The sequence below is a fragment of the Pedobacter agri PB92 genome (assembly GCF_000258495.1).
Taxonomy (GTDB): Bacteria; Bacteroidota; Bacteroidia; order Sphingobacteriales; family Sphingobacteriaceae; genus Pedobacter; species Pedobacter agri.
Window position 1 is genome coordinate 1 of record NZ_AJLG01000097.1, and the last position, 18,829, is coordinate 18,829.

At 39.0% G+C, this 18,829-nt stretch carries 13 protein-coding genes and 1 pseudogene; 6 read left to right on the forward strand and 8 right to left on the reverse strand.

Features of this window, described 5'->3' with window-relative positions; genetic code table 11:
- Positions 1–130 precede the first annotated feature (130 nt).
- From ON09_RS14395 to asnS, 3 genes are all read left to right on the forward strand, one after another.
- Positions 131–1,123 (forward strand): transglutaminase family protein, encoded by a 993-nt coding sequence (locus ON09_RS14395; protein WP_010601768.1) that lies wholly within the window; start codon positions 131–133, stop codon positions 1,121–1,123.
- Between the two features lie 225 nt (positions 1,124–1,348).
- Positions 1,349–2,998: a M28 family metallopeptidase gene (locus ON09_RS14400; RefSeq protein WP_010601769.1), complete on the forward strand. Its 1,650-nt coding sequence runs from the start codon at positions 1,349–1,351 to the stop codon at positions 2,996–2,998.
- A gap of 88 nt (positions 2,999–3,086) precedes the next feature.
- Entirely contained in the window at positions 3,087–4,535 is a 1,449-nt protein-coding gene (asnS, locus tag ON09_RS14405; protein WP_010601770.1) for an asparagine--tRNA ligase, read from the forward strand.
- Between the two features lie 303 nt (positions 4,536–4,838).
- Here the strand turns inward: asnS and ON09_RS14410 are convergent, their stop codons facing one another.
- Entirely contained in the window at positions 4,839–6,500 is a 1,662-nt protein-coding gene (locus tag ON09_RS14410; RefSeq protein ID WP_010601771.1) for an FMN-binding glutamate synthase family protein, read from the reverse strand.
- Positions 6,501–6,584: 84 nt separating this feature from the next.
- Between ON09_RS14410 and ON09_RS14415 the strand changes: the two genes are divergently transcribed.
- Both ON09_RS14415 and nhaA read left to right on the forward strand, forming a co-directional pair.
- On the forward strand, positions 6,585–7,205 hold the full coding sequence (locus ON09_RS14415) for an L-threonylcarbamoyladenylate synthase (RefSeq protein ID WP_010601772.1): 621 nt from the start codon (positions 6,585–6,587) through the stop codon (positions 7,203–7,205).
- An 86-nt stretch (positions 7,206–7,291) separates the two neighbouring features.
- Positions 7,292–8,461: a Na+/H+ antiporter NhaA gene (gene nhaA, locus ON09_RS14420; RefSeq protein ID WP_010601773.1), complete on the forward strand. Its 1,170-nt coding sequence runs from the start codon at positions 7,292–7,294 to the stop codon at positions 8,459–8,461.
- Between the two features lie 399 nt (positions 8,462–8,860).
- On the opposite strand, the gene ON09_RS24305 is transcribed toward nhaA, so the two are convergent.
- From ON09_RS24305 to ON09_RS14455, 6 genes are all read right to left on the reverse strand, one after another.
- Positions 8,861–9,496: a Crp/Fnr family transcriptional regulator gene (locus ON09_RS24305; RefSeq protein WP_010601775.1), complete on the reverse strand. Its 636-nt coding sequence runs from the start codon at positions 9,494–9,496 to the stop codon at positions 8,861–8,863.
- A gap of 40 nt (positions 9,497–9,536) precedes the next feature.
- Positions 9,537–9,773 (reverse strand): hypothetical protein, encoded by a 237-nt coding sequence (locus tag ON09_RS14435; RefSeq protein WP_010601776.1) that lies wholly within the window; start codon positions 9,771–9,773, stop codon positions 9,537–9,539.
- A 349-nt stretch (positions 9,774–10,122) separates the two neighbouring features.
- Positions 10,123–11,532: a TolC family protein gene (locus ON09_RS14440; protein ID WP_010601777.1), complete on the reverse strand. Its 1,410-nt coding sequence runs from the start codon at positions 11,530–11,532 to the stop codon at positions 10,123–10,125.
- Entirely contained in the window at positions 11,519–14,713 is a 3,195-nt protein-coding gene (locus ON09_RS14445) for an efflux RND transporter permease subunit (RefSeq protein WP_010601778.1), read from the reverse strand. Before ON09_RS14445 ends, ON09_RS14440 begins: the two co-directional genes overlap by 14 nt.
- A gap of 145 nt (positions 14,714–14,858) precedes the next feature.
- On the reverse strand, positions 14,859–16,058 hold the full coding sequence (locus ON09_RS14450) for an efflux RND transporter periplasmic adaptor subunit (RefSeq protein WP_010601779.1): 1,200 nt from the start codon (positions 16,056–16,058) through the stop codon (positions 14,859–14,861).
- A gap of 73 nt (positions 16,059–16,131) precedes the next feature.
- Complete coding sequence (locus tag ON09_RS14455; RefSeq protein WP_010601780.1) at positions 16,132–16,737, reverse strand: TetR/AcrR family transcriptional regulator; 606 nt, start codon at positions 16,735–16,737, stop codon at positions 16,132–16,134.
- A 661-nt stretch (positions 16,738–17,398) separates the two neighbouring features.
- Here ON09_RS14455 and ON09_RS14465 point away from each other — a divergent pair.
- On the forward strand, positions 17,399–17,833 hold the full coding sequence (locus tag ON09_RS14465; RefSeq protein ID WP_010601782.1) for a GNAT family N-acetyltransferase: 435 nt from the start codon (positions 17,399–17,401) through the stop codon (positions 17,831–17,833).
- 343 nt (positions 17,834–18,176) lie between these two features.
- On the opposite strand, the pseudogene trpA reads toward ON09_RS14465, so the two are convergent.
- Positions 18,177–18,829 (reverse strand): annotated as a pseudogene (trpA, locus tag ON09_RS14470) (tryptophan synthase subunit alpha); the annotation flags it as partial.

Here is an 18,829-nt window from a genome sequence, read left to right on the forward strand (position 1 = left end):
ACGTACACACTATGATTATTTAACCGAAATACGGGCAGAACTATTCGGTATCGGAAACCTTTTAAACGAATATTATTTTGCAAATTCATAAGTAAAAATCATACTGCTTTATTTTAAAACAGAATATAACATGCCAATATTTAAAATTAAACATATAACAAATTATAAATACGAGTCGCCAGTTCGGGATAGCGCCAACCAGATTATCTTATTCCCGATTAAAGATGATTATCAAAAAGTAATTAAACACGATTTGAATATTTCCGGAAGTCCGGAAATTGAGATTTTCATTGATTATTATGGGAATGAGGTTGGAACTTTTACTCAGAACGAACCACATAATCAGCTTAAAATATTTTCTAAAGTCAGCGTGGAAACCTCAGCTAAACCATTGCCGCAAGACGACATGTTTAGTAGCGAGCAATGGCACAGCCTTGACGCTATCAAATACGAAGTGCCCTATATTGATTATTTAAGACAAGAATCTTTCAATGGAATTATTCAACTAAAGGAATCAGCACTGAGTATCAAAAACCCTGATGATACACCTTATCAAACGGCAATAAAATACTGTGCCCATGTGTTCAGTAATTTTGAGTACATCAAAGGCATTACCGCCGTAGATACCACTATTGAAGAGATTTTAAAATTGAAAGCAGGTGTTTGCCAGGATTTTGCCCACGTACTTACCGCAATGTTGAGGTTAACAGGGATTCCGTCACGTTACGTAAGTGGCTACATTTGTCCGAACAGAGATGGCATGCGTGGAGAAGGTGCCACACATGCCTGGGCTGAAGCTTACTTGCCTGAATATGGATGGCTTGGCCTCGATCCAACCAACAATTGTATTGCCAACGAAAACCATGTACGTTTAGCTGTGGGCAGAAACTTCGCCGATTGCTCCCCGGTAAAAGGTGTGTATAAGGGTGGCTATGAACACCTTATGGAAGTAAATGTATCGGTTGGCTATAATGACGACGACTTCAATGACAATGAAAACTATTTCCAGCCAAAGGAAGTGAATTATACCAAACCTTCAGGATTAGCAACCCCCGCCCGTAAACAAAATAGCTACCAGCAATACATGGAAGCGATGCAACAGCAACAACAGCAGCAACAATAAACAATTTACTATTATCAGCGACTAGTTGCCAGTTCAGCAATATAACCAATCACAAAATGTTATTCTGAGCTTGTCGGAGAACTTTTAGCAACATATCGACGACGTGTTCTGGTACTTCGGGAAGCTCAATGTAACAACCAAGCAGGAAAAAGTGCGGGAATAATTATGCAGGTATAAAATTTTAATATTTATTTTCATAATTTTCAATTTTTAACACCAGACATTATGAAAATTTCATACCTCTTCCTGGCAGGATCGATCGTAACCGCATTATTTTCTGCCTGTACACAACATGAGGATTCGGCGAAACTTGGACCAATATCACCAGAGGAAATCAAATCTCACATTGCTGTTTTAGCCGATGATTCTTTACAAGGCAGGCGGCCATTTACGATTGGCGAAACCAAAACTGTTAATTACATTTCATCAGAATTGAAGAAAGCTGGCGTAGAACCAGGCAATAATGGAAGTTATATCCAAAAGGTACCGATGGTGGAGGTCACCTCTACTCCATCAGAAAATATGGAGATAAATGGTGGAAAAGAAAAACTAACCTTTAAGGCCGTTGAAGATTTTGTTGCCTTTACCAGACGGGAACAGGATACCATCCAATTAAAAAATTCACCCCTGGTATTTGCCGGCTTTGGTATTGTAGCACCAGAATTTAACTGGAACGACTACAAAGATTTAGATGTAAAAGGAAAAACAGTTGTGGTTTTAATTAGCGACCCAGGCTTTAATGCGAAAGACAAAATGTATTTTAGAGGCGATACCATGACATACTATGGTCGCTGGATGTATAAATATGAAGAAGCGGCCAGACAGGGCGCTGCCGGAGTAATTATTATTCACCAAACGGAGCCTGCAAGTTATGGCTGGTCTGTAATTACCAACAGCAACACCGGTGCAAGGCTATACCTACAAGCTGCAGACAAACATAAATCGAGATGTAAACTGGAAGGATGGATGACCGAAAAAGCAGCTACAAAATTATTGGCTAATGCAGGAATCACCGGAGACATCCGTGCTTATGCCCGAAAAAAGGATTTCAAAGCAGTTCCATTGAACCAAACTATAACGGTGGGTTTAAGCAATAAATACAAATATTCCACTTCTCAAAATGTGATCGGAATCATTAAAGGAAGTAAAAGACCAGACGAAACCATAGTGTACTCTGCTCATTGGGATCATTTTGGTATCGGGCCAAAAATCAATGGCGATTCAATTTACAATGGCGCTGTAGATAATGCAAGTGGTGTTGCAGCGATGCTATCCATTGCCAAAGCTTTTCAAAAAGCTAAAGAAAAACCAGAAAGATCAATTGTATTTTTAGCTGTGACCGGAGAAGAACAGGGCTTATTAGGTTCAGAATATTATGCTTTAAATCCGATTTATCCGCTAAACAAAACAGTAGCTAATCTCAATATGGATGCGCTTGGATTTTATGGCGAAACAAAGGATATCTCTATTAAAGGAAAAGGCCAGAATGAAGTGGAAGATTACATCATAAATGTGCTTAAAGAAAATAAACTGGAGGCCGTTGGCGATACCCGTCCGAGTGCCGGAAGTTACTATCGTTCAGATCATTTTAATTTCGCTAAAGTTGGTGTTCCGGCAATTGACATCGTAAATGGCTTCAACAGCAAAGAACATGGTGCCAAATGGGGACAAGAACAAAGGCTTGGCTACAATGAAAAACATTACCACCAGCCATCTGACGCGTATTCGCCCCAAATGAACACTGCTGGGTTTGCACAAATCGCAAACATCCTCTTTACTGTAGGTTATAAACTAAGTAATGAAACCACCTTCCCGCAATGGAAAAACGGTTCAGAATTTAAAGCGGCCAGAGATAGATCAGTTCGCAGTTTATAGTTTGCAGTTTTCAATGACTGAAAAACGGATAGTGCTAATTGTTAACTGATACTTTTTTCCTAAATTTGCGCCTTTTACAAATAACAATATGATTAAGAGACAGCAAATTAAAGATTTATTAAAGTCGACAGCATTTGACACAGAAGTAACGGTTATGGGATGGGTTAGAACTTTCCGTAATAATCAGTTTATTGCATTAAATGACGGATCTTGCATGGGCAATATCCAGGTTGTAGTTGATTTTAATAATTTGCCTGAAGAGCTGTTAAAAAGAATTACCACTGGCGCAGCCATTTCTGCTACTGGAAAACTGGTTGAATCATTGGGAAAAGGACAATCTGTTGAAATTAAGGCAACGACAGTAGAAATTTTAGGTGATAGTGATCCGGAAAAATTCCCTTTGCAACCTAAAAAACACAGTTTAGAGTTCTTGCGTGAAATTGCACATTTGCGTTTCCGCACTAATACCTTTAACGCGGTTTTCAAAGTTCGACATGCTTTGGCTTTTGCCATCCATCAGTTTTACAACGAACGTGGTTTCGTATATATGCACACACCGGTAATTACGGCAAGTGATGCGGAAGGTGCTGGCGAAATGTTTAAGGTTACCACTTTAGATTTTGATAATACACCACGTACCGATGATGGAAAAGTTGATTTTTCTCAGGATTTCTTTGCCCGTGCTACAAACTTAACCGTTTCTGGTCAATTGGAAGGGGAATTAGCAGCGATGGCTTTCGGTCAGATTTATACTTTTGGTCCGACTTTCAGAGCAGAAAACTCTAACACCACCCGTCACTTGGCGGAGTTCTGGATGATTGAGCCTGAGGTTGCTTTCGCTGATCTGGAAGACAATATGCAGCTTGCAGAAGATATGATGAAGTATGTGATTAAATATGCTTTAGATAACTGCAAAGAAGAACTGGAATTTTTAAATACACGCCTGGCGGAAGAAGACAAGCAAAAACCTCAAAATGAGCGCAGTGAATTTGGTTTGTTAGAAAAACTAGACTTCTGTTTGGCTAACGAATTCGAACGTTTAACTTATACTGAAGCCATTAGAATTTTAAAATCATCAAAACCAAACCAAAAGAAACAATTCAAATATTTAATAGATGAATGGGGAGCCGATTTACAAAGTGAACACGAGCGTTACCTGGTAGAAAAGCACTTTAAAAAACCGGTAATCTTAACGGATTATCCTGCTGACATAAAATCTTTCTACATGCGCCAGAACGAACCTGATGCCGAAGGCAGACAGACTGTTGCAGCTATGGATATTTTGTTCCCAGGTATTGGCGAGATGATTGGTGGATCACAACGTGAGGAACGTTTAGACCGTTTAACAAAACGCATGGAAGACATGGACATCCCTCAGGATGAATTATGGTGGTATTTAGATACCCGTCGTTTTGGTTCAGCACCACATGCTGGTTTCGGATTAGGTTTCGAACGTTTGGTGCTTTTTGTAACCGGGATGACCAATATTCGTGATGTAATTGCTTTCCCTCGTTTCCCTAAAAATGCAGAATTTTAATTAGGTTTAGGGTAAAAAAATTACTACATCAAAGAGGTCAGGCTAAAAAAGCTTGACCTCTTTTTGTTTTGATGACGGTCATAATTTCTAATGGATTGCAGCGAACTATGGGTTTTGTAAACCGGGCCAATCTTATCTAAAAGATTTCTTAATGTTGTGCGAAATGACAAGCTATAGAAAGACCGATCCACTCTTTTCAATACTTAAGCATCTAACAAAAACTATTACTTCAATAAATGAAACAAAAAAAGGAGTCAGTTTTTGAAAACTGACTCCTTTAGAAAGTTAAGCTTAAACAAGTATTTATATTCCGTCGTCACTCATGGTGTCGTTATAAGAATTTGCATGCGCATAATCAACCGCCGAAACTTTATAGTCGGTTGGCGCAAAACTTTTAGATGTGCTCAATGCCATTCCCAGTTCGAAACGTGTTGGATAAGGCGTTTGCAGTAAACTGCCTGCAGGTATGTAAGGAAAAGTTTCTAAATATGATTGCATAACATTCTGGCTCACTCTTCTGTTAATATAGGCACGGCTCAATTGCGAAGGCTCTTTTAAACCCGCAGCACCTAATAATTCTACCGCACTGGCTACGGTTAAGTTATGAAAGTTTTTCACCCGAACGGTTTTATCTTCCACCACAAGCCCTTTCATTAAACTTTGGTCTTGCGTAGCCACACCCGTTGGGCAGGTATTGCTGTTACACTCCAAGGCTTGAATGCAACCCAAAGCAAACATCATTCCACGTGCCGCATTACACATATCGGCACCTAAAGCGATGTTTTTTACAAGATCAAAGCCAGAAGAAACTTTCCCGGAAGCAATGATTTTGATATGCTTTTTCAAATCGAATCCATTTAAAACATCGTATACAAAAGCTACACCCTCACGCAAAGGCATCCCTACCGAATTTGAAAATTCCTGAGGTGCTGCTCCGGTTCCACCTTCTCCCCCATCAACGGTAATAAAATCCGGGTAAATTCCAGTTTCCACCATCGCTTTACATATCGAGTAAAACTCACTTTTCCGACCGATACAAAGCTTGAAACCTACGGGCTTTCCTCCCGATAGATCTCTCAATCTTTTAACAAATTCAAGTAAACCAATGGGGGTGTTAAAAGCCGAATGCGCTGGTGGCGATAAAATATCCTTACCCTGTGGTACCAAACGAATCCGGGCAACTTCTGGTGTAACCTTTTTTGCCGGCAACATCCCGCCGTGACCTGGTTTTGCGCCTTGAGATAATTTAATCTCGATCATTTTTACCTGATCGGTAACCGCCCTTTCTGCATAGGCATCATAATTAAACGTACCATCTTCATTTCGGCAACCAAAATAACCGGTACCAATTTGCCAGATTAAATCGCCACCTGGCTGACGGTGATAATCACTAATTCCTCCCTCTCCGGTATTATGGGCAAAATTACCCATTTTCGCTCCGCCATTTAACGCAAGAATCGCATTCTGACTCAACGAACCAAAACTCATTGCTGAAATATTATAGATACTCGCTGAATAAGGTTTTTTACAATCTGGTCCGCCAACCAGCACACGAGGATCGGGATTCAATTCATGGTGTGAAATGGCAGCAATGCTATGGCTTAACCACTCATAACCGTTATCATAAACATTAAGTTGTGTACCAAACGGAATGGTGTCATTATCTTTTTTTGCACGCTGGTAAATTAAAGACCTGTTCAATCTGTTGTAAGGTGTACCATTGACATCACTTTCTACGAAGTATTGGTAAACCTTTGGTCGCAGTTCTTCCATGAAATATCTCAACCGGCCAAAAACAGGGTAATTTCTTACGATACTGTGTTTAGGCTGATAAAGATCATAAACACCAAGTAATACAAAAGGACCTGTAAAAATAAATGTCCACCATAAAAACGGATGATAAAGCCCTAACATAATAGTAAGGGCAACTAAAAATGCGGCAATCGCAACGAAAGCTTTTCTCATAATAATAGATTAGCGTATGTTTTGTTAAATACAAAGATTAGGAATATTAAACAACTGACAGCATTAAATTGTTATTTTTACGCTATGTTAATTAAGATTTATCCGGAAAACCCTAATGAAAAGGCCATTGAACAAGTGGTAGAAGTACTTAAAAAAGGTGGCTTAATCATTTATCCTACGGATACCATTTATGGTTTGGGTTGCGACATTACCAATCCGAAAGCCATTGAAAAGATTGCCCGTATCAGGGGTATTAAACCTGAAAAAGCCAATTTTTCATTTATCTGCCATGATCTTAAACATATCTCCGACTACATCAAACCCATTGATAATACGACGTTCAGGGTGCTGAAAAAAGCGCTACCTGGACCATTCACATTCATTTTCAATGCCAACAATAATGTTCCTAAACTTTTAAGCTCGAATAAAAAAACTGTTGGGATACGTGTGCCAGACAACAACATTGCCCGTTGCATTGTAAAAGAACTTGGAAATCCGATTCTTTCTACATCCATAAAAGATGATGATGAGTTAATAGAATATTCTACCGACCCCGAATTAATTCATGAGAAATATGAAAATTTAGTTGATTTGGTAATTGATGGCGGCTATGGAGACAATGATGCATCAACGGTAATTGATTGCACCAACGGCGAGTTTGAAGTAATTCGTGAGGGAAAAGGAAATATTGAAGATTTTCTTTAAGGAAAATAAAATCAGCGGATCGGAATGATATTCTCAAGCAAGATTCAAATAGCCGAATTCACCTCGATTTCCCTTACTTTTACCTCATGTCCAAAATCATCAACCTAAATATTTTTAAACAATTCTTTAAATCCGGACAAGTTGGAGGTTTCCTGCTTTTACTATGTGTTGCCATTTCATTAATAATTGCAAATACTCCGGCTAAAGCTGCTTTCGAAACTTTTTTAGGAACTAAATTGGGCTTTGGAGAGGTAAATTATAGTATTCTCGCCTGGATTAATGATGCGTTCATGGCTATATTCTTCCTGCTCGTGGGGTTAGAAATTAAACGTGAACTGATAGAAGGAGAATTATCTTCACTAAAAAGCGCAGCTTTACCCGTTATTGCTGCTTTAGGCGGAATGCTCATTCCTGCCCTAATATACGTCATCTTCAATAGTGGAACAGTTACTAAAAGTGGCTGGGGAATTCCAATGGCGACTGACATTGCTTTTGCCCTCGCCATTATAGCCATGCTGGGTAAAAACGTGCCTGCCAGTTTAAAGATTTTTCTGGCAGCGCTGGCTATAGTTGATGATCTTGGTGCTATTTTGGTGATTGCCATTTTCTATACTAATCAGATTAGCTTTGAATATCTTGCAATGGCCACAGGCATAATGATATTGTTGTGCCTGATGAATTATTTTGGGGTTAAGAATCTGGTATTTTATTTAATTCCCGGAATTTTTCTTTGGTATTTTATTCATCATTCCGGCATCCATGCTACCATTTCTGGTGTTTTGCTGGCCTTTACGATTCCAACAAATGAAACGGATATTCCATCACCTTTGGAGAAACTGGAACATAGCTTAACAATCCCGGTAAACTACCTTATCATGCCTGTCTTTGCTTTGGCTAACACCAACATTACCTTTCAAAAAGAAATGTTAGAGGGATTAATTTCTCCGTTGGGACTGGGAATTATAACGGGTTTATGCTTAGGCAAAACAATTGGCGTTACGTTTTTTAGCTGGCTGGCGGTAAAATTAAAATTTGCAGGTTTACCTACAGGAGCTGGATGGAAACATATTTTAGGACTCGGCATGTTAGCAGGAATTGGCTTCACCATGTCGATTTTTATAGCCATGCTCTCTTTTGATGATAGCTTGCATGTTGCTGAAGCAAAGTTCGCGATATTAACGGCATCAGTACTATCAGGTGTGATTGGATTTTTATTTTTAAAATCAGTAAAGAATCCAAAAAACTTACCGTTATAGATCCGTGGGTTAAGAAAGAAAAATTAAATAATGCTGTTATAGTTCAGCATATTTTTGTATTTTAGGGTAATTAATCTCTCTCTATGGCTGCAATCTTTTTCATCCCTTTTATTTTCTTTTTGCTTTATCAGAAAGCAGAAAAATCAAGAACAAACGATAACGTAGAAGATTACAAAAAGTTTAGGTCAAATCTATGGATATTAGCGATCGCATTTGTATTTGGTTCCGGATTGCTGGTATACCTCCAGCTCGTTCTGTTTAAATAGCAAAACATGCTTGGATTTTGGTTATATTAGAAACCATCTTCATCATTTTAAATGGCCTGACATTTTCTAATTAAAGATTTGCTTTGAACGAGAAACGATCAACTGTTAACAAAACTCCAAAAAACGGATACATTTAGTCAGCATGCTCAGCGATCCCGGCACTGCGGTTTTTAGTTCTTAAACGGCTTAATGTCTCGTTACGCATGACCAGATAAGATGCCAGATATTTTAAGGGTATACGTTTGAAGAACTCGGGATTAGTTTTCAGTAATCTAAAATAGCGTAGCTGTGCAGATGGCAGGCGACTTAGTAAACTTCGCTCTGTTGCTACATAATAATAAAGTCCTGTTAACCGTTCACCGATCACAGCCATTGATGGATATTTTTCCTGCAGGTAAGGAATGAGGCTGTAAGGCATCATCATCAACTGGCACTCTTCCACAGCCTGTAATGTTAGCGGATATTCGTTTCGGGTAAAAATCTCTGCATTTGGAGAACCTAAAACATTGTTTTCCAAGCTGATGGATAAGGTTACGTCTTGCCGGCCAACCATAATAAATCCTCTGATGGCTCCTTTTGCAAGAAAAACCATGTGGTTTCTCATGTCATCGGTTTTAATCAGCTGCCCTTTAGTCAAAGTGGTAATAAGCACTTTAGCGGCGATATCTCGCTTCATTTGTTCGGGCAGGGCAACAAGAGCAGAAAGAAATCTCAAAAAAGGCTCAACCTTATTTAAATTGTGTGAAATAGATTGGTGTGTTGGCGGCATGCTCAGGCAAGTAATAAAATTAAAGATACAGAAATCGGCCTTATTTCAATAGCAGTATGGAACGTTTAGTTTTTACAGGCAGCAATTGTAATTTCTTCAATGAATAAACACTTAAACCGCCTTCGGCAATTTGGATATCGAACCAGATATTCTCTCCGACAACCAATTCCATATTAATTAAGCTCAGTTCAAAACCAATATTCTGATCATTAATGTCGTTAATTAGGCCCCAACCAATGGCCTGGCTAATTCTTATAATCTTTCCTAAACGCAGCATTCGTTTAACCTTTTGGGCAACAAATATATAACCCGTAACGGTTCAAGCATTCAAAGTAATTTTTTTTCTGTTCCTCGACTTGACATAAGTCAAGCCGAGGGCAAAATTTATTCAAACGAATTTTCTACATCAGGCTCATATATTCCAAATGCTTCGGGAAACATTGATTATTGATCACTTTTATTACCAAACCAGCGAAGCAAGCTTGAATACAGATCAACTTGTGACTGATAAAAAAAGTATGAGTTACTCTGTAGAGGCGAGCTGTCCACATCGCCTATATTTATACAAAAGGGCACTTAAGAAAAATCTTAAATGCCCTTAATACTTTATTTCGTGAACAAATACGCTAATTCCACCCGCCGCCTAGCGAGCGATACAAACCTACCACCGCATTCAATTGTTCAGTTTTAATTGTGGTTAATTCCAGTTCGCTTTGCAGCAAATTACCTTGCGCAGTAATCACTTCTAAATAATTCGCCATGCCGCTTTTAAATAACAGACTTGCGTTTTTAGAAGCTTGTTGTAAAGTCTGTGCCCTTTTTTCAGCGATGCTGTATTGAGTTTTCAACTTCTCCACTTTCGTTAATTCATCAGAAACCTCTCCTACTGCATTAATCACCGACTGGCGGAACTGAATAACCGTTTTCTCTCTGTCGATTTTTGCTAGTTCCAGATTAGATTTTAGCTGTCCTCGTTGAAAAATTGGCTGTGTGATACCGCCTGAAACTAAACCAAATAAAGATGCTGGAACACTAAACCAATTGCTGGCTTTGAATGAATTAATTCCCCCACTTGCCGTAATCACCAAAGATGGATACAAACTTGCCTTAGCTACACCAACTTTAGCGTTAGCAACGTTTAAAGCCAGTTCTGCCGATTTAATATCAGGTCTACGGCTAAGCAAAGCTGATGGAAAACCAGCATTTAAATCCTGAGGAATGGCCATTTTATCTAAGCGACTCGAACGGTTAATCGCCTTTGGCAAAGTACCAATTAAAACGCTTAATGCATTTTCTTGTAAAGCTACATTTTGTTCCAAACGAGGAATTAGCTGTGCTGCATTTAATTGCTGTGCTTCTGCCTGCTGAATGGCTAAAGAAGTAACCTGACCTGCATCAAATTGTAAGTTGATGATTCTTAAAGTACTATCATTTAGTTTCAGATTTTTCCTAGCAATTTCCAATTGAGCATCTAGCATCAGCAGATTATAATAACCTTGTGCAACATTGGCAACCAAACGGGTTTGAACGGCTTTACGGGCTTCTTCGGTTTGCAAAAAACTGGCTAAGGCACCAGCTTTTTGATTGCGGATTTTCCCCCAGATATCGGCTTCCCAAAATACGCCAAGATTAGCATTGTAATCTTCGATATGCGTTGAACCTGTGAATTGATTCAAGCTCAGTCCGTTTAGACTGTTATCAGATGGGCGACTTGAACTTGCCGCCACCTGTAATTTCAGTTCAGGCAAATAACCCAATTTCGATTGTTTAAACAATACTTCAGCCGCATCTATATTCTTCAATGCAATTTGCATATCGTAATTCTTAACCAAAGCCGTATCAATTAAATTCTGTACGGTGAGGTCGTTAATAAAACTCTTCAAAGGCAAATCGCCTACGCTTGAAGAATCTTGTGGCACTGAATTTCTAAACATCTTTGGCGCTAAACTCTGTGGTAAAGCTAAATCCTTAGAAACTGAACATCCGCTCCAGATGATAGCAAAAAGCAGGATGCTTAAAATATTAAACCGTTTCATAAACTACATGATTTACAGGTTCTTCATGGTGATGATGAACAACCTCATTTGATTTTCTTGATATTTTTTCTTGTAATGCCTGGAAGAGCACAAAAAGTACCGGAATGATAAACAAACCTAAAATTACTCCAGAAACCATCCCTCCTGCTGCACCGATACTGATAGAGTGATTACCTTGTGCCGATGGACCTGTAGCGCCCATCATCGGGATTAAACCCACGATAAAGGCAAGGGATGTCATAATAATCGGACGCAACCTTGATTTTGCTGCTTCCAAAGCTGATGCAACCAAAGGTTGTCCGCTTCGCCTTCTTTGAACTGCAAATTCGACAATTAAAATCGCGTTTTTAGCAAGTAAGCCGATGAGCATAATCAGCGCTACCTGAACATAGATATTGTTTTGAATACCGGTTAGGCCAATCGCTACAAATACACCAAATATTCCGGCAGGGATTGATAAAATTACCGACAACGGTAAGATATAACTTTCATATTGTGCAGAAAGCAGGAAGTAAATAAATACCAGACACAGCAGAAATATCACGGTCGATTGTCCGCCTGAAGAGATTTCCTCGCGGGTTTGCCCAGAGAATTCATAACTATAACCTGACGGCAAATGTTGCTCTGCTACTTCTTCAATCGCTTTAATGGCCTGACCAGAACTAAAACCTGGTTTTGGAATCGCATTAATTGAAATCGAGTTGAACAGGTTATATCTTGATGCGGTTTCTGAACCGTAAATACGGCTTAATTTTACCAGCGTATTAATTGGCACCATTTCACCACGGTTGCTTTTCACAAAAACACGGTCGATGGATGATGGGTCTGCCCTATCCTGTACATCAGCCTGAACAACAACTCTGTAATATTTACCGAAGCGGTTAAAATCTGATGCCTGTGCACTACCGAAATAGGTTTGCATGGTTTGCAAAATATCTTTCACATTCACACCCAATTGATCGGCCTTTTCATCGTTGATATCTAGTTGTAACTGCGGATAATCTGCCTTAAAACTGGTAAAGGCAACCGCAATTTCCGGGCGTTTCATCAGTTCGCCAATAAATTGCTGAGAAATTCCACTAAATTTATCCAGCTTACCACCAGTTTTATCCTGTAATACCATATCCAAAGCCTCTACATTACTGAAACCCGGAACGGTAGGGAAACTGAACACAAAGAAACTACCTCCGGAAATGCCACCCAATGTGCCGCGAACCTGGTTCATAATCTCCTCGATATTTTTAACCTTACCACGCTCTTCATTCGGTTTCAACAGCACAAAAACCACAGCCGAAGATGGACTTGTTGAATTGGTTAACAGGTTGAAGCCTGAAATCGCCGTCACATCTCTCGAGGCATCCAGTCTACTAAGCACATCCTCAGCTTGAGTCATTACCTTTTGGGTACCTTCTAACGATGTTCCTGATGGAGTATTTACGGCAATGGCGATAAAGCCCTGGTCTTCAGTTGGAATAAATCCTGCCGGAGTTGTTTTAACCATGAAGACAGTAGCCAAAGTAATCAAGGCTAAACCACCCATGCTTAACCATTTATGGCGAACAAGGAATTTCAAACCGCCAACGTAACGGTTGGTAAGGGAATTGAAACTGTGGTTAAATCCATTGAAAAATCTTTGCTTAAAGTTCGGTTTAACCTCAGGTTTTTCCCCATGTGAGGAATGGTTATCTTTTAAGAATAAAGCAGCAAGTGCCGGACTTAAAGTTAAAGCGTTAATAGCTGAAATTACAATCGCAATGGCCATCGTGAAAGCAAACTGGCGATAAAACACACCGGTTGAACCTTCCATAAAACCAACAGGCAAGAACACCGCCGCCATCACCAAAGTGATGGAAATAATGGCTCCAGTGATTTCATGCATGGCTTCATGTGTAGCTGCTTTCGGACCTAAACCTTTGTGCTCCATCTTAGCATGCACCGCCTCGACGACTACAATCGCGTCATCCACCACGATACCAATGGCCAAAATCAAAGCGAATAAGGTTAATAAGTTTATCGAGAAACCGAATAACTGCATAAAGAAAAACGTACCCAAAATAGCCACCGGAACGGCTATCGCCGGTATTAAAGTTGACCTGAAATCTTGTAGGAACAAAAACACTACAATAAAAACCAAAATAAAGGCTTCTACCAAAGTATGCTCTACCTGTTCTATCGATTGGTCTAACGCTACTTTTGTACTATAAAAAATGTTCTTTTTTATCCCTGCCGGAAAACTCTTTTCAGATTTCTCCATCATTTTATTAATCGCTACCTGAATATCGTTCGAGTTAGAGCCAGCCAGCTGAATGATACCGATTACAATTGCCTTTTTACCATTGATACGCGTAATACTGTTGTAAGAATAGGCACCTAATTCTACACGGGCAACATCTTTTAGGTGTAAAATAGAACCGTCGGCATTAGCACGTATAGCGATATTTTCATATTCTTCTGGTTTGGTTAATTTACCTTTATATTTAATTACGTACTCAAAAACCTCTTTACTTTTCTCGCCAAATTTACCTGGTGCTGCCTCCAAACTTTTATCCTGAATGGCTTTCATCACCTCGTTAGGCGTAACTTTATAAGTAGTCATTTGTGTTGGATTTAACCAAACACGCATTGAATAATCTTTTACACCACCAAATATCGCTGCAGAGCCCACCCCCGGAATACGTTTGATCTCAGGAATGATATTGATTTGCGCATAATTGGCCACAAAAGTCTGGTCGTATTTCGATTCATCTTCGGTGTACATCCCAATGGCCATGATGAAACTGTTTTGTTGTTTGGCTGTGGTAACACCTTGCTGTACCACTTCAGCTGGCAGCTGACTGGTTGCCTGCGCCACACGGTTTTGAACATTAACCGCAGCCTGGTCGGCATTTGTACCCAGTTTAAAGAAAACAGTTATGGCCAACGAACCATCATTACTGGCTGTAGAACTCATGTAAGTCATGTTTTCTACACCGTTGATAGATTCTTCTAACGATGGTGCTACCGAACGTAAAACAGTTTCGGCATTTGCACCCGGATAAACCGCGGTAACCAAAACCGACGGTGGTGCAATATCAGGAAACTGTTGCAGAGGCAGTTTCGTTAAACCTAGTACACCCAATATCACCAATAAGATGGAGATTACGGTAGCCAGTACTGGTCTTTGTATAAATATCTTAAACATTATTTCTATTAATTTATTTTTGCTTTAGTCTCTCAGTTTTTACCATGTAAGGCATTTAAGAACAATTTTCGTTTTTCAACTTTTGACTTTCAACTTTTACCTTTTCAGCCTTAGTCATTGAACTTTCTGCTTTAGTCTTTCAGCTTTAATCTTTCTTCAAACTCGCTGCCTTATCAGTCGCTTTCTCAGGTGTAATCACTTGTCCCTCCTGCAAACGGTCTAAGCCGCTCAATACAATTTGGTCGCCAGATTTTACGCCATCTTTTACCAGATAATTGTTGCCACTTTTACCAATTACGGTGATTGGCATTTTGCTTACTTTATTGCCTTTATTTAGAGCAAAAACGAAAACCTTATCCTGCATTTCTACGGTTGCTGCCTGCGGAATCAGAATAGCATCATCATGTTGTAAACCCAAACGAACTTTGCCGGTATTACCAGAACGTAACACGCCATTTGCATTTGGAAAACTTGCTCTCAAAGTAATTGCGCCAGTATTTTTATCAAACTGACCATCAATCATATCGATTTTACCTTTAATTGGATAAGTGGTGTTATCTGATAAAAGCAATTCAACAGCAGGTAAATGTTTTATTCTATCCGCAGGAGATTTGCCAGGATAGTTTGCATTGAAACTGTTGAAATCATTCTCCGCTAAAGAGAAATAAACATGCACTTCGTGGATGTCTGATAATTGCGTTAAAGCAGCCTGGTCAGTTGGCGCAACCAAACTTCCTTGTTTTTTAGGAATACGACCGATGTAACCACTTACCGTAGCCTTAACATTGGTATAACCTAAATTTATTTGAGCTGATGCAACACTTGCCTTAGCTTGCTCTGCATTCGCTTGCGCAATTTTATAAGCCGTTTTTGCAGTTTTTAACTGAAATTCAGAAACAACTTTATTCTGTACTAAAGGGGTCAGTTTATCAACTTCTAATTGAGCGTTTAAAATAGCAGCTTCAGCAGCATGCAAGCTGGCCTTTGCATTATTTAGGGCCTCACGATAAGGGTTTTCATTGATTTTGAAAAGTGTTTGTCCGGTAGTTACATAAGCACCTTCGTTAACTAAAACGCTTTGCAAGTAACCACTAACCTGCGGACGAACATCAATATCAACAGCACCCTGAATGGCCGCAGGATAATCGATGTATGTAGTTTGTGAGCTTTCGCTAATCAAACTTACAGGTAAAACTGGTGGCGGTGGTGCAGCTGCCGATTGGTCTGGCGAAGATTTACAGCTTGCCAGTATTATGGGAAATGATAAAAAAATTAACAATGACTTAACATTATTAAACTGTTTAACAGTGTTAAGTAAAATAAACAAGCGATGGATAGCATTCATATGATTAAAAATTATAGTGGATTTAAAGGTTATAAACTATTTAACACCGTTAAATAGATTGTAAAAAAAAATTTTAGCTATTAATAGATAAAGTAATTCCTTTAATAGCGTCTTTTAAAATTTGTTGGTTAAGTTCGTCAGTAGTTCTTCCATTTGGTCTAACCAGGTTAATTGAAATTAAACCGTGAATAATCGACCAATACGTGTAATACTTCATACAGATGTCGTTTTCTGACACTGGCTTCTTGATAAATAATGATTCAATCACATCGCCCAACATCGCCGAAACCTGTTCTGCTTCTTGCATTGAATTTTTTACAGTGCAGCAAACCATATCAACGCCATACATCAATTGATAGAATTCTTTATGAGAAAATGCAAAGTTCCAGTAGGCTACCCACATGGCTTCCATTTTATCTTCCGGGTTTTCGTGTTTATCACGGGCCTCGCGAATATCTTTACCTAAAATCTGGTAACCTCTTCTGGTTAGCTCTAGTAAAATGCCTTCTTTATTCGGGAAATATTCATAAATAATTGGGGCCGTGTATTCAATCTGGTCGGCAATTTTACGCATACTCAAAGCCTGCCACCCTTCCGTTTGAACAATGTTCAAGGCTGCATCCAAAATACTTGTTCTGGTTTCTTCTTTTAAACGTAGAATTCTTTCTTTACTTCCCATGATGTGGAATAACTAGTGATAAATAATCTAACACTGTTAAGCAAATGTATAACCAATTTAGAAATCAACAATCATTCTATTGTCAAATAGATTTTCCTCATCTAAAAAGCACTTTTAAATGCATTTTAAGCCACATCAACCTTACAATATTTTTTTAATGAATTTTTGCGATTTCTTTAAATTTCCTGACAAGCAGACATTTTTTATTTGGAAAGCAATACCTGTAGTTCTTTTGAAACAGCAGTCCCGCCCTTTATTACAATCTTTTTGGCATATTGTTGCATCAATTATCGTCATTGCGAGGAGAAAGGACGAAGCAATCTTTCTCACCAGAGCTACAAAAAGTATTTCCATTTCGGTCGGGTTTAGATAGCTTGGTGATTGCACTAACATATTAAACACCCCTAACTTAGAATGTTAAGACCTAACGATGTCGGTGTCAGTCTGAGCCTGTCGAAGACATATCTTATAGTGGAAAAACAAAATATATGTCCTTCGACAAGCTCAGGATGACAATATTTTTGTTTTAAATTGGAAATGCTGAAAGCAATCTTCAAACTAAGCAGGAACTGCAAATCGCAGGCCTACTCCTCATCCCAAACAAAGCTTAGCATCAGTATGGTTGAATTAAAAAGCTTTAAGATAAACTTTATATTCGATTATGATTTATCGTGAAGCCAAAACAACAGATATCCCTCAAATACAAATTGTAAGACACACTGTAAAAGAAAATACTCTATCAAACCCTGCATTGGTTACAGACGCCGATTGTGAAGCATTCATTACACAACGTGGAAAAGGTTGGGTTTGTGAAGTGGACGACGAAATCGTAGGCTTTTCTATTGTTGATTTACAAGACAACAACATTTGGGCATTATTTTTAAGACCTAAATTTGAGGGCAAGGGAATTGGAAAAGAACTTCATCGCTTAATGATGGATTGGTACTTTTCTCAGACAAAAGAAACAGTTTGGCTTGGCACGGCACCAAATACAAAAGCAGAAAAGTTTTACGAATTACAAGGCTGGAAGCATGTAGGAATGGTTAATAAAGGCGAAGTAAAGTTTGAAATGAGTTACGAAGATTGGGTAAGATAATAGGTTTACGTCATTGCGACGCACGAAGCAATCTCTAATCAGTATATTTTTAAATTGGATTGCTTCGTACCTCGCAATGACGGCCGTTTTAGTTATAACGATAAAAGAGCATGTATTGACTTCTATTTTCGTTTTACAGATTTGCACAAGCCTAACTTAATTAGCCCCGACAAAGCGGAAAGCCCACAATGAAGCGCAGCGGAATGAGGACTTGAAGCGGTGGCGGGACTGTCGTAACCAAAAGAAAAACAGGCACTTCGCTTCAAAATATTTTATCATTGCAAGACTAAAAACCATATTTTGTATAGAAATGGCTTCGAATCTCGCAATGACGGAAACACCATTAACCCTTAAACTTCTTCATAAAACTACTCACACTTTCTTGAATATTTCCATCTTCAATCGCTTTGACGAATGCTGTTCCTATAATGGCTCCATCTGCATAAGAACATGCTTTATCGAAAGTTTTTTTATCGCTGATACCGAAACCGATCATGGTTGGGTTTTTCAGATTCATGTTCTTAATCCTGCTGAAATAAGTTTCCGTAGTATCCCCTACTTCAAGGTTTTTACCTGTTGTTGCTGATGAAGATAACAGATAAATAAATCCGTTGGTTAAGCTATCAATTTTATGAATGCGTTCTTCAGCCGTTTGAGGCGTAATTAAAAACACATTACTCAAATTATGTTCCTCGAAACAACCTTTATAAAACTCTTCGTATTCTACCATCGGTAAATCTGGAACGATGCAACCATCTACACCAACTTCAGCACAAGCTTTACAGAAATTTTCTACTCCGAATTGCAAAACGGGATTTACATAACCCATCAACAAAACCGGAATGGTGACGTTTTTACGCAAGTCTTTCAATTGCTCAAAAAGTAGCTTCAAAGTCATGCCCTGGTCTAAAGATTTTTGCTGCTAGCCTGTATCACCGGACCATCGGCAACAGGGTCTGAGTACGGAAATCCAATTTCCAACATGTCTGCACCCGA

Coding starts and splice junctions, on each gene's coding strand:
- ON09_RS24305 (WP_010601775.1), bottom strand. CDS start 9,496: ATGCCGCCAACACACCAATCTATTTCACACAATTTAAATAAGGTTGAG.
- ON09_RS14395 (WP_010601768.1), top strand. CDS start 131: ATGCCAATATTTAAAATTAAACATATAACAAATTATAAATACGAGTCG.
- ON09_RS14400 (WP_010601769.1), top strand. CDS start 1,349: ATGAAAATTTCATACCTCTTCCTGGCAGGATCGATCGTAACCGCATTA.
- ON09_RS14435 (WP_010601776.1), bottom strand. CDS start 9,773: ATGCTGCGTTTAGGAAAGATTATAAGAATTAGCCAGGCCATTGGTTGG.
- ON09_RS14415 (WP_010601772.1), top strand. CDS start 6,585: ATGTTAATTAAGATTTATCCGGAAAACCCTAATGAAAAGGCCATTGAA.
- ON09_RS14455 (WP_010601780.1), bottom strand. CDS start 16,737: ATGGGAAGTAAAGAAAGAATTCTACGTTTAAAAGAAGAAACCAGAACA.
- asnS (WP_010601770.1), top strand. CDS start 3,087: ATGATTAAGAGACAGCAAATTAAAGATTTATTAAAGTCGACAGCATTT.
- ON09_RS14410 (WP_010601771.1), bottom strand. CDS start 6,500: ATGAGAAAAGCTTTCGTTGCGATTGCCGCATTTTTAGTTGCCCTTACT.
- ON09_RS14450 (WP_010601779.1), bottom strand. CDS start 16,058: ATGAATGCTATCCATCGCTTGTTTATTTTACTTAACACTGTTAAACAG.
- ON09_RS14445 (WP_010601778.1), bottom strand. CDS start 14,713: ATGTTTAAGATATTTATACAAAGACCAGTACTGGCTACCGTAATCTCC.
- nhaA (WP_010601773.1), top strand. CDS start 7,292: ATGTCCAAAATCATCAACCTAAATATTTTTAAACAATTCTTTAAATCC.
- ON09_RS14465 (WP_010601782.1), top strand. CDS start 17,399: ATGATTTATCGTGAAGCCAAAACAACAGATATCCCTCAAATACAAATT.
- ON09_RS14440 (WP_010601777.1), bottom strand. CDS start 11,532: ATGAAACGGTTTAATATTTTAAGCATCCTGCTTTTTGCTATCATCTGG.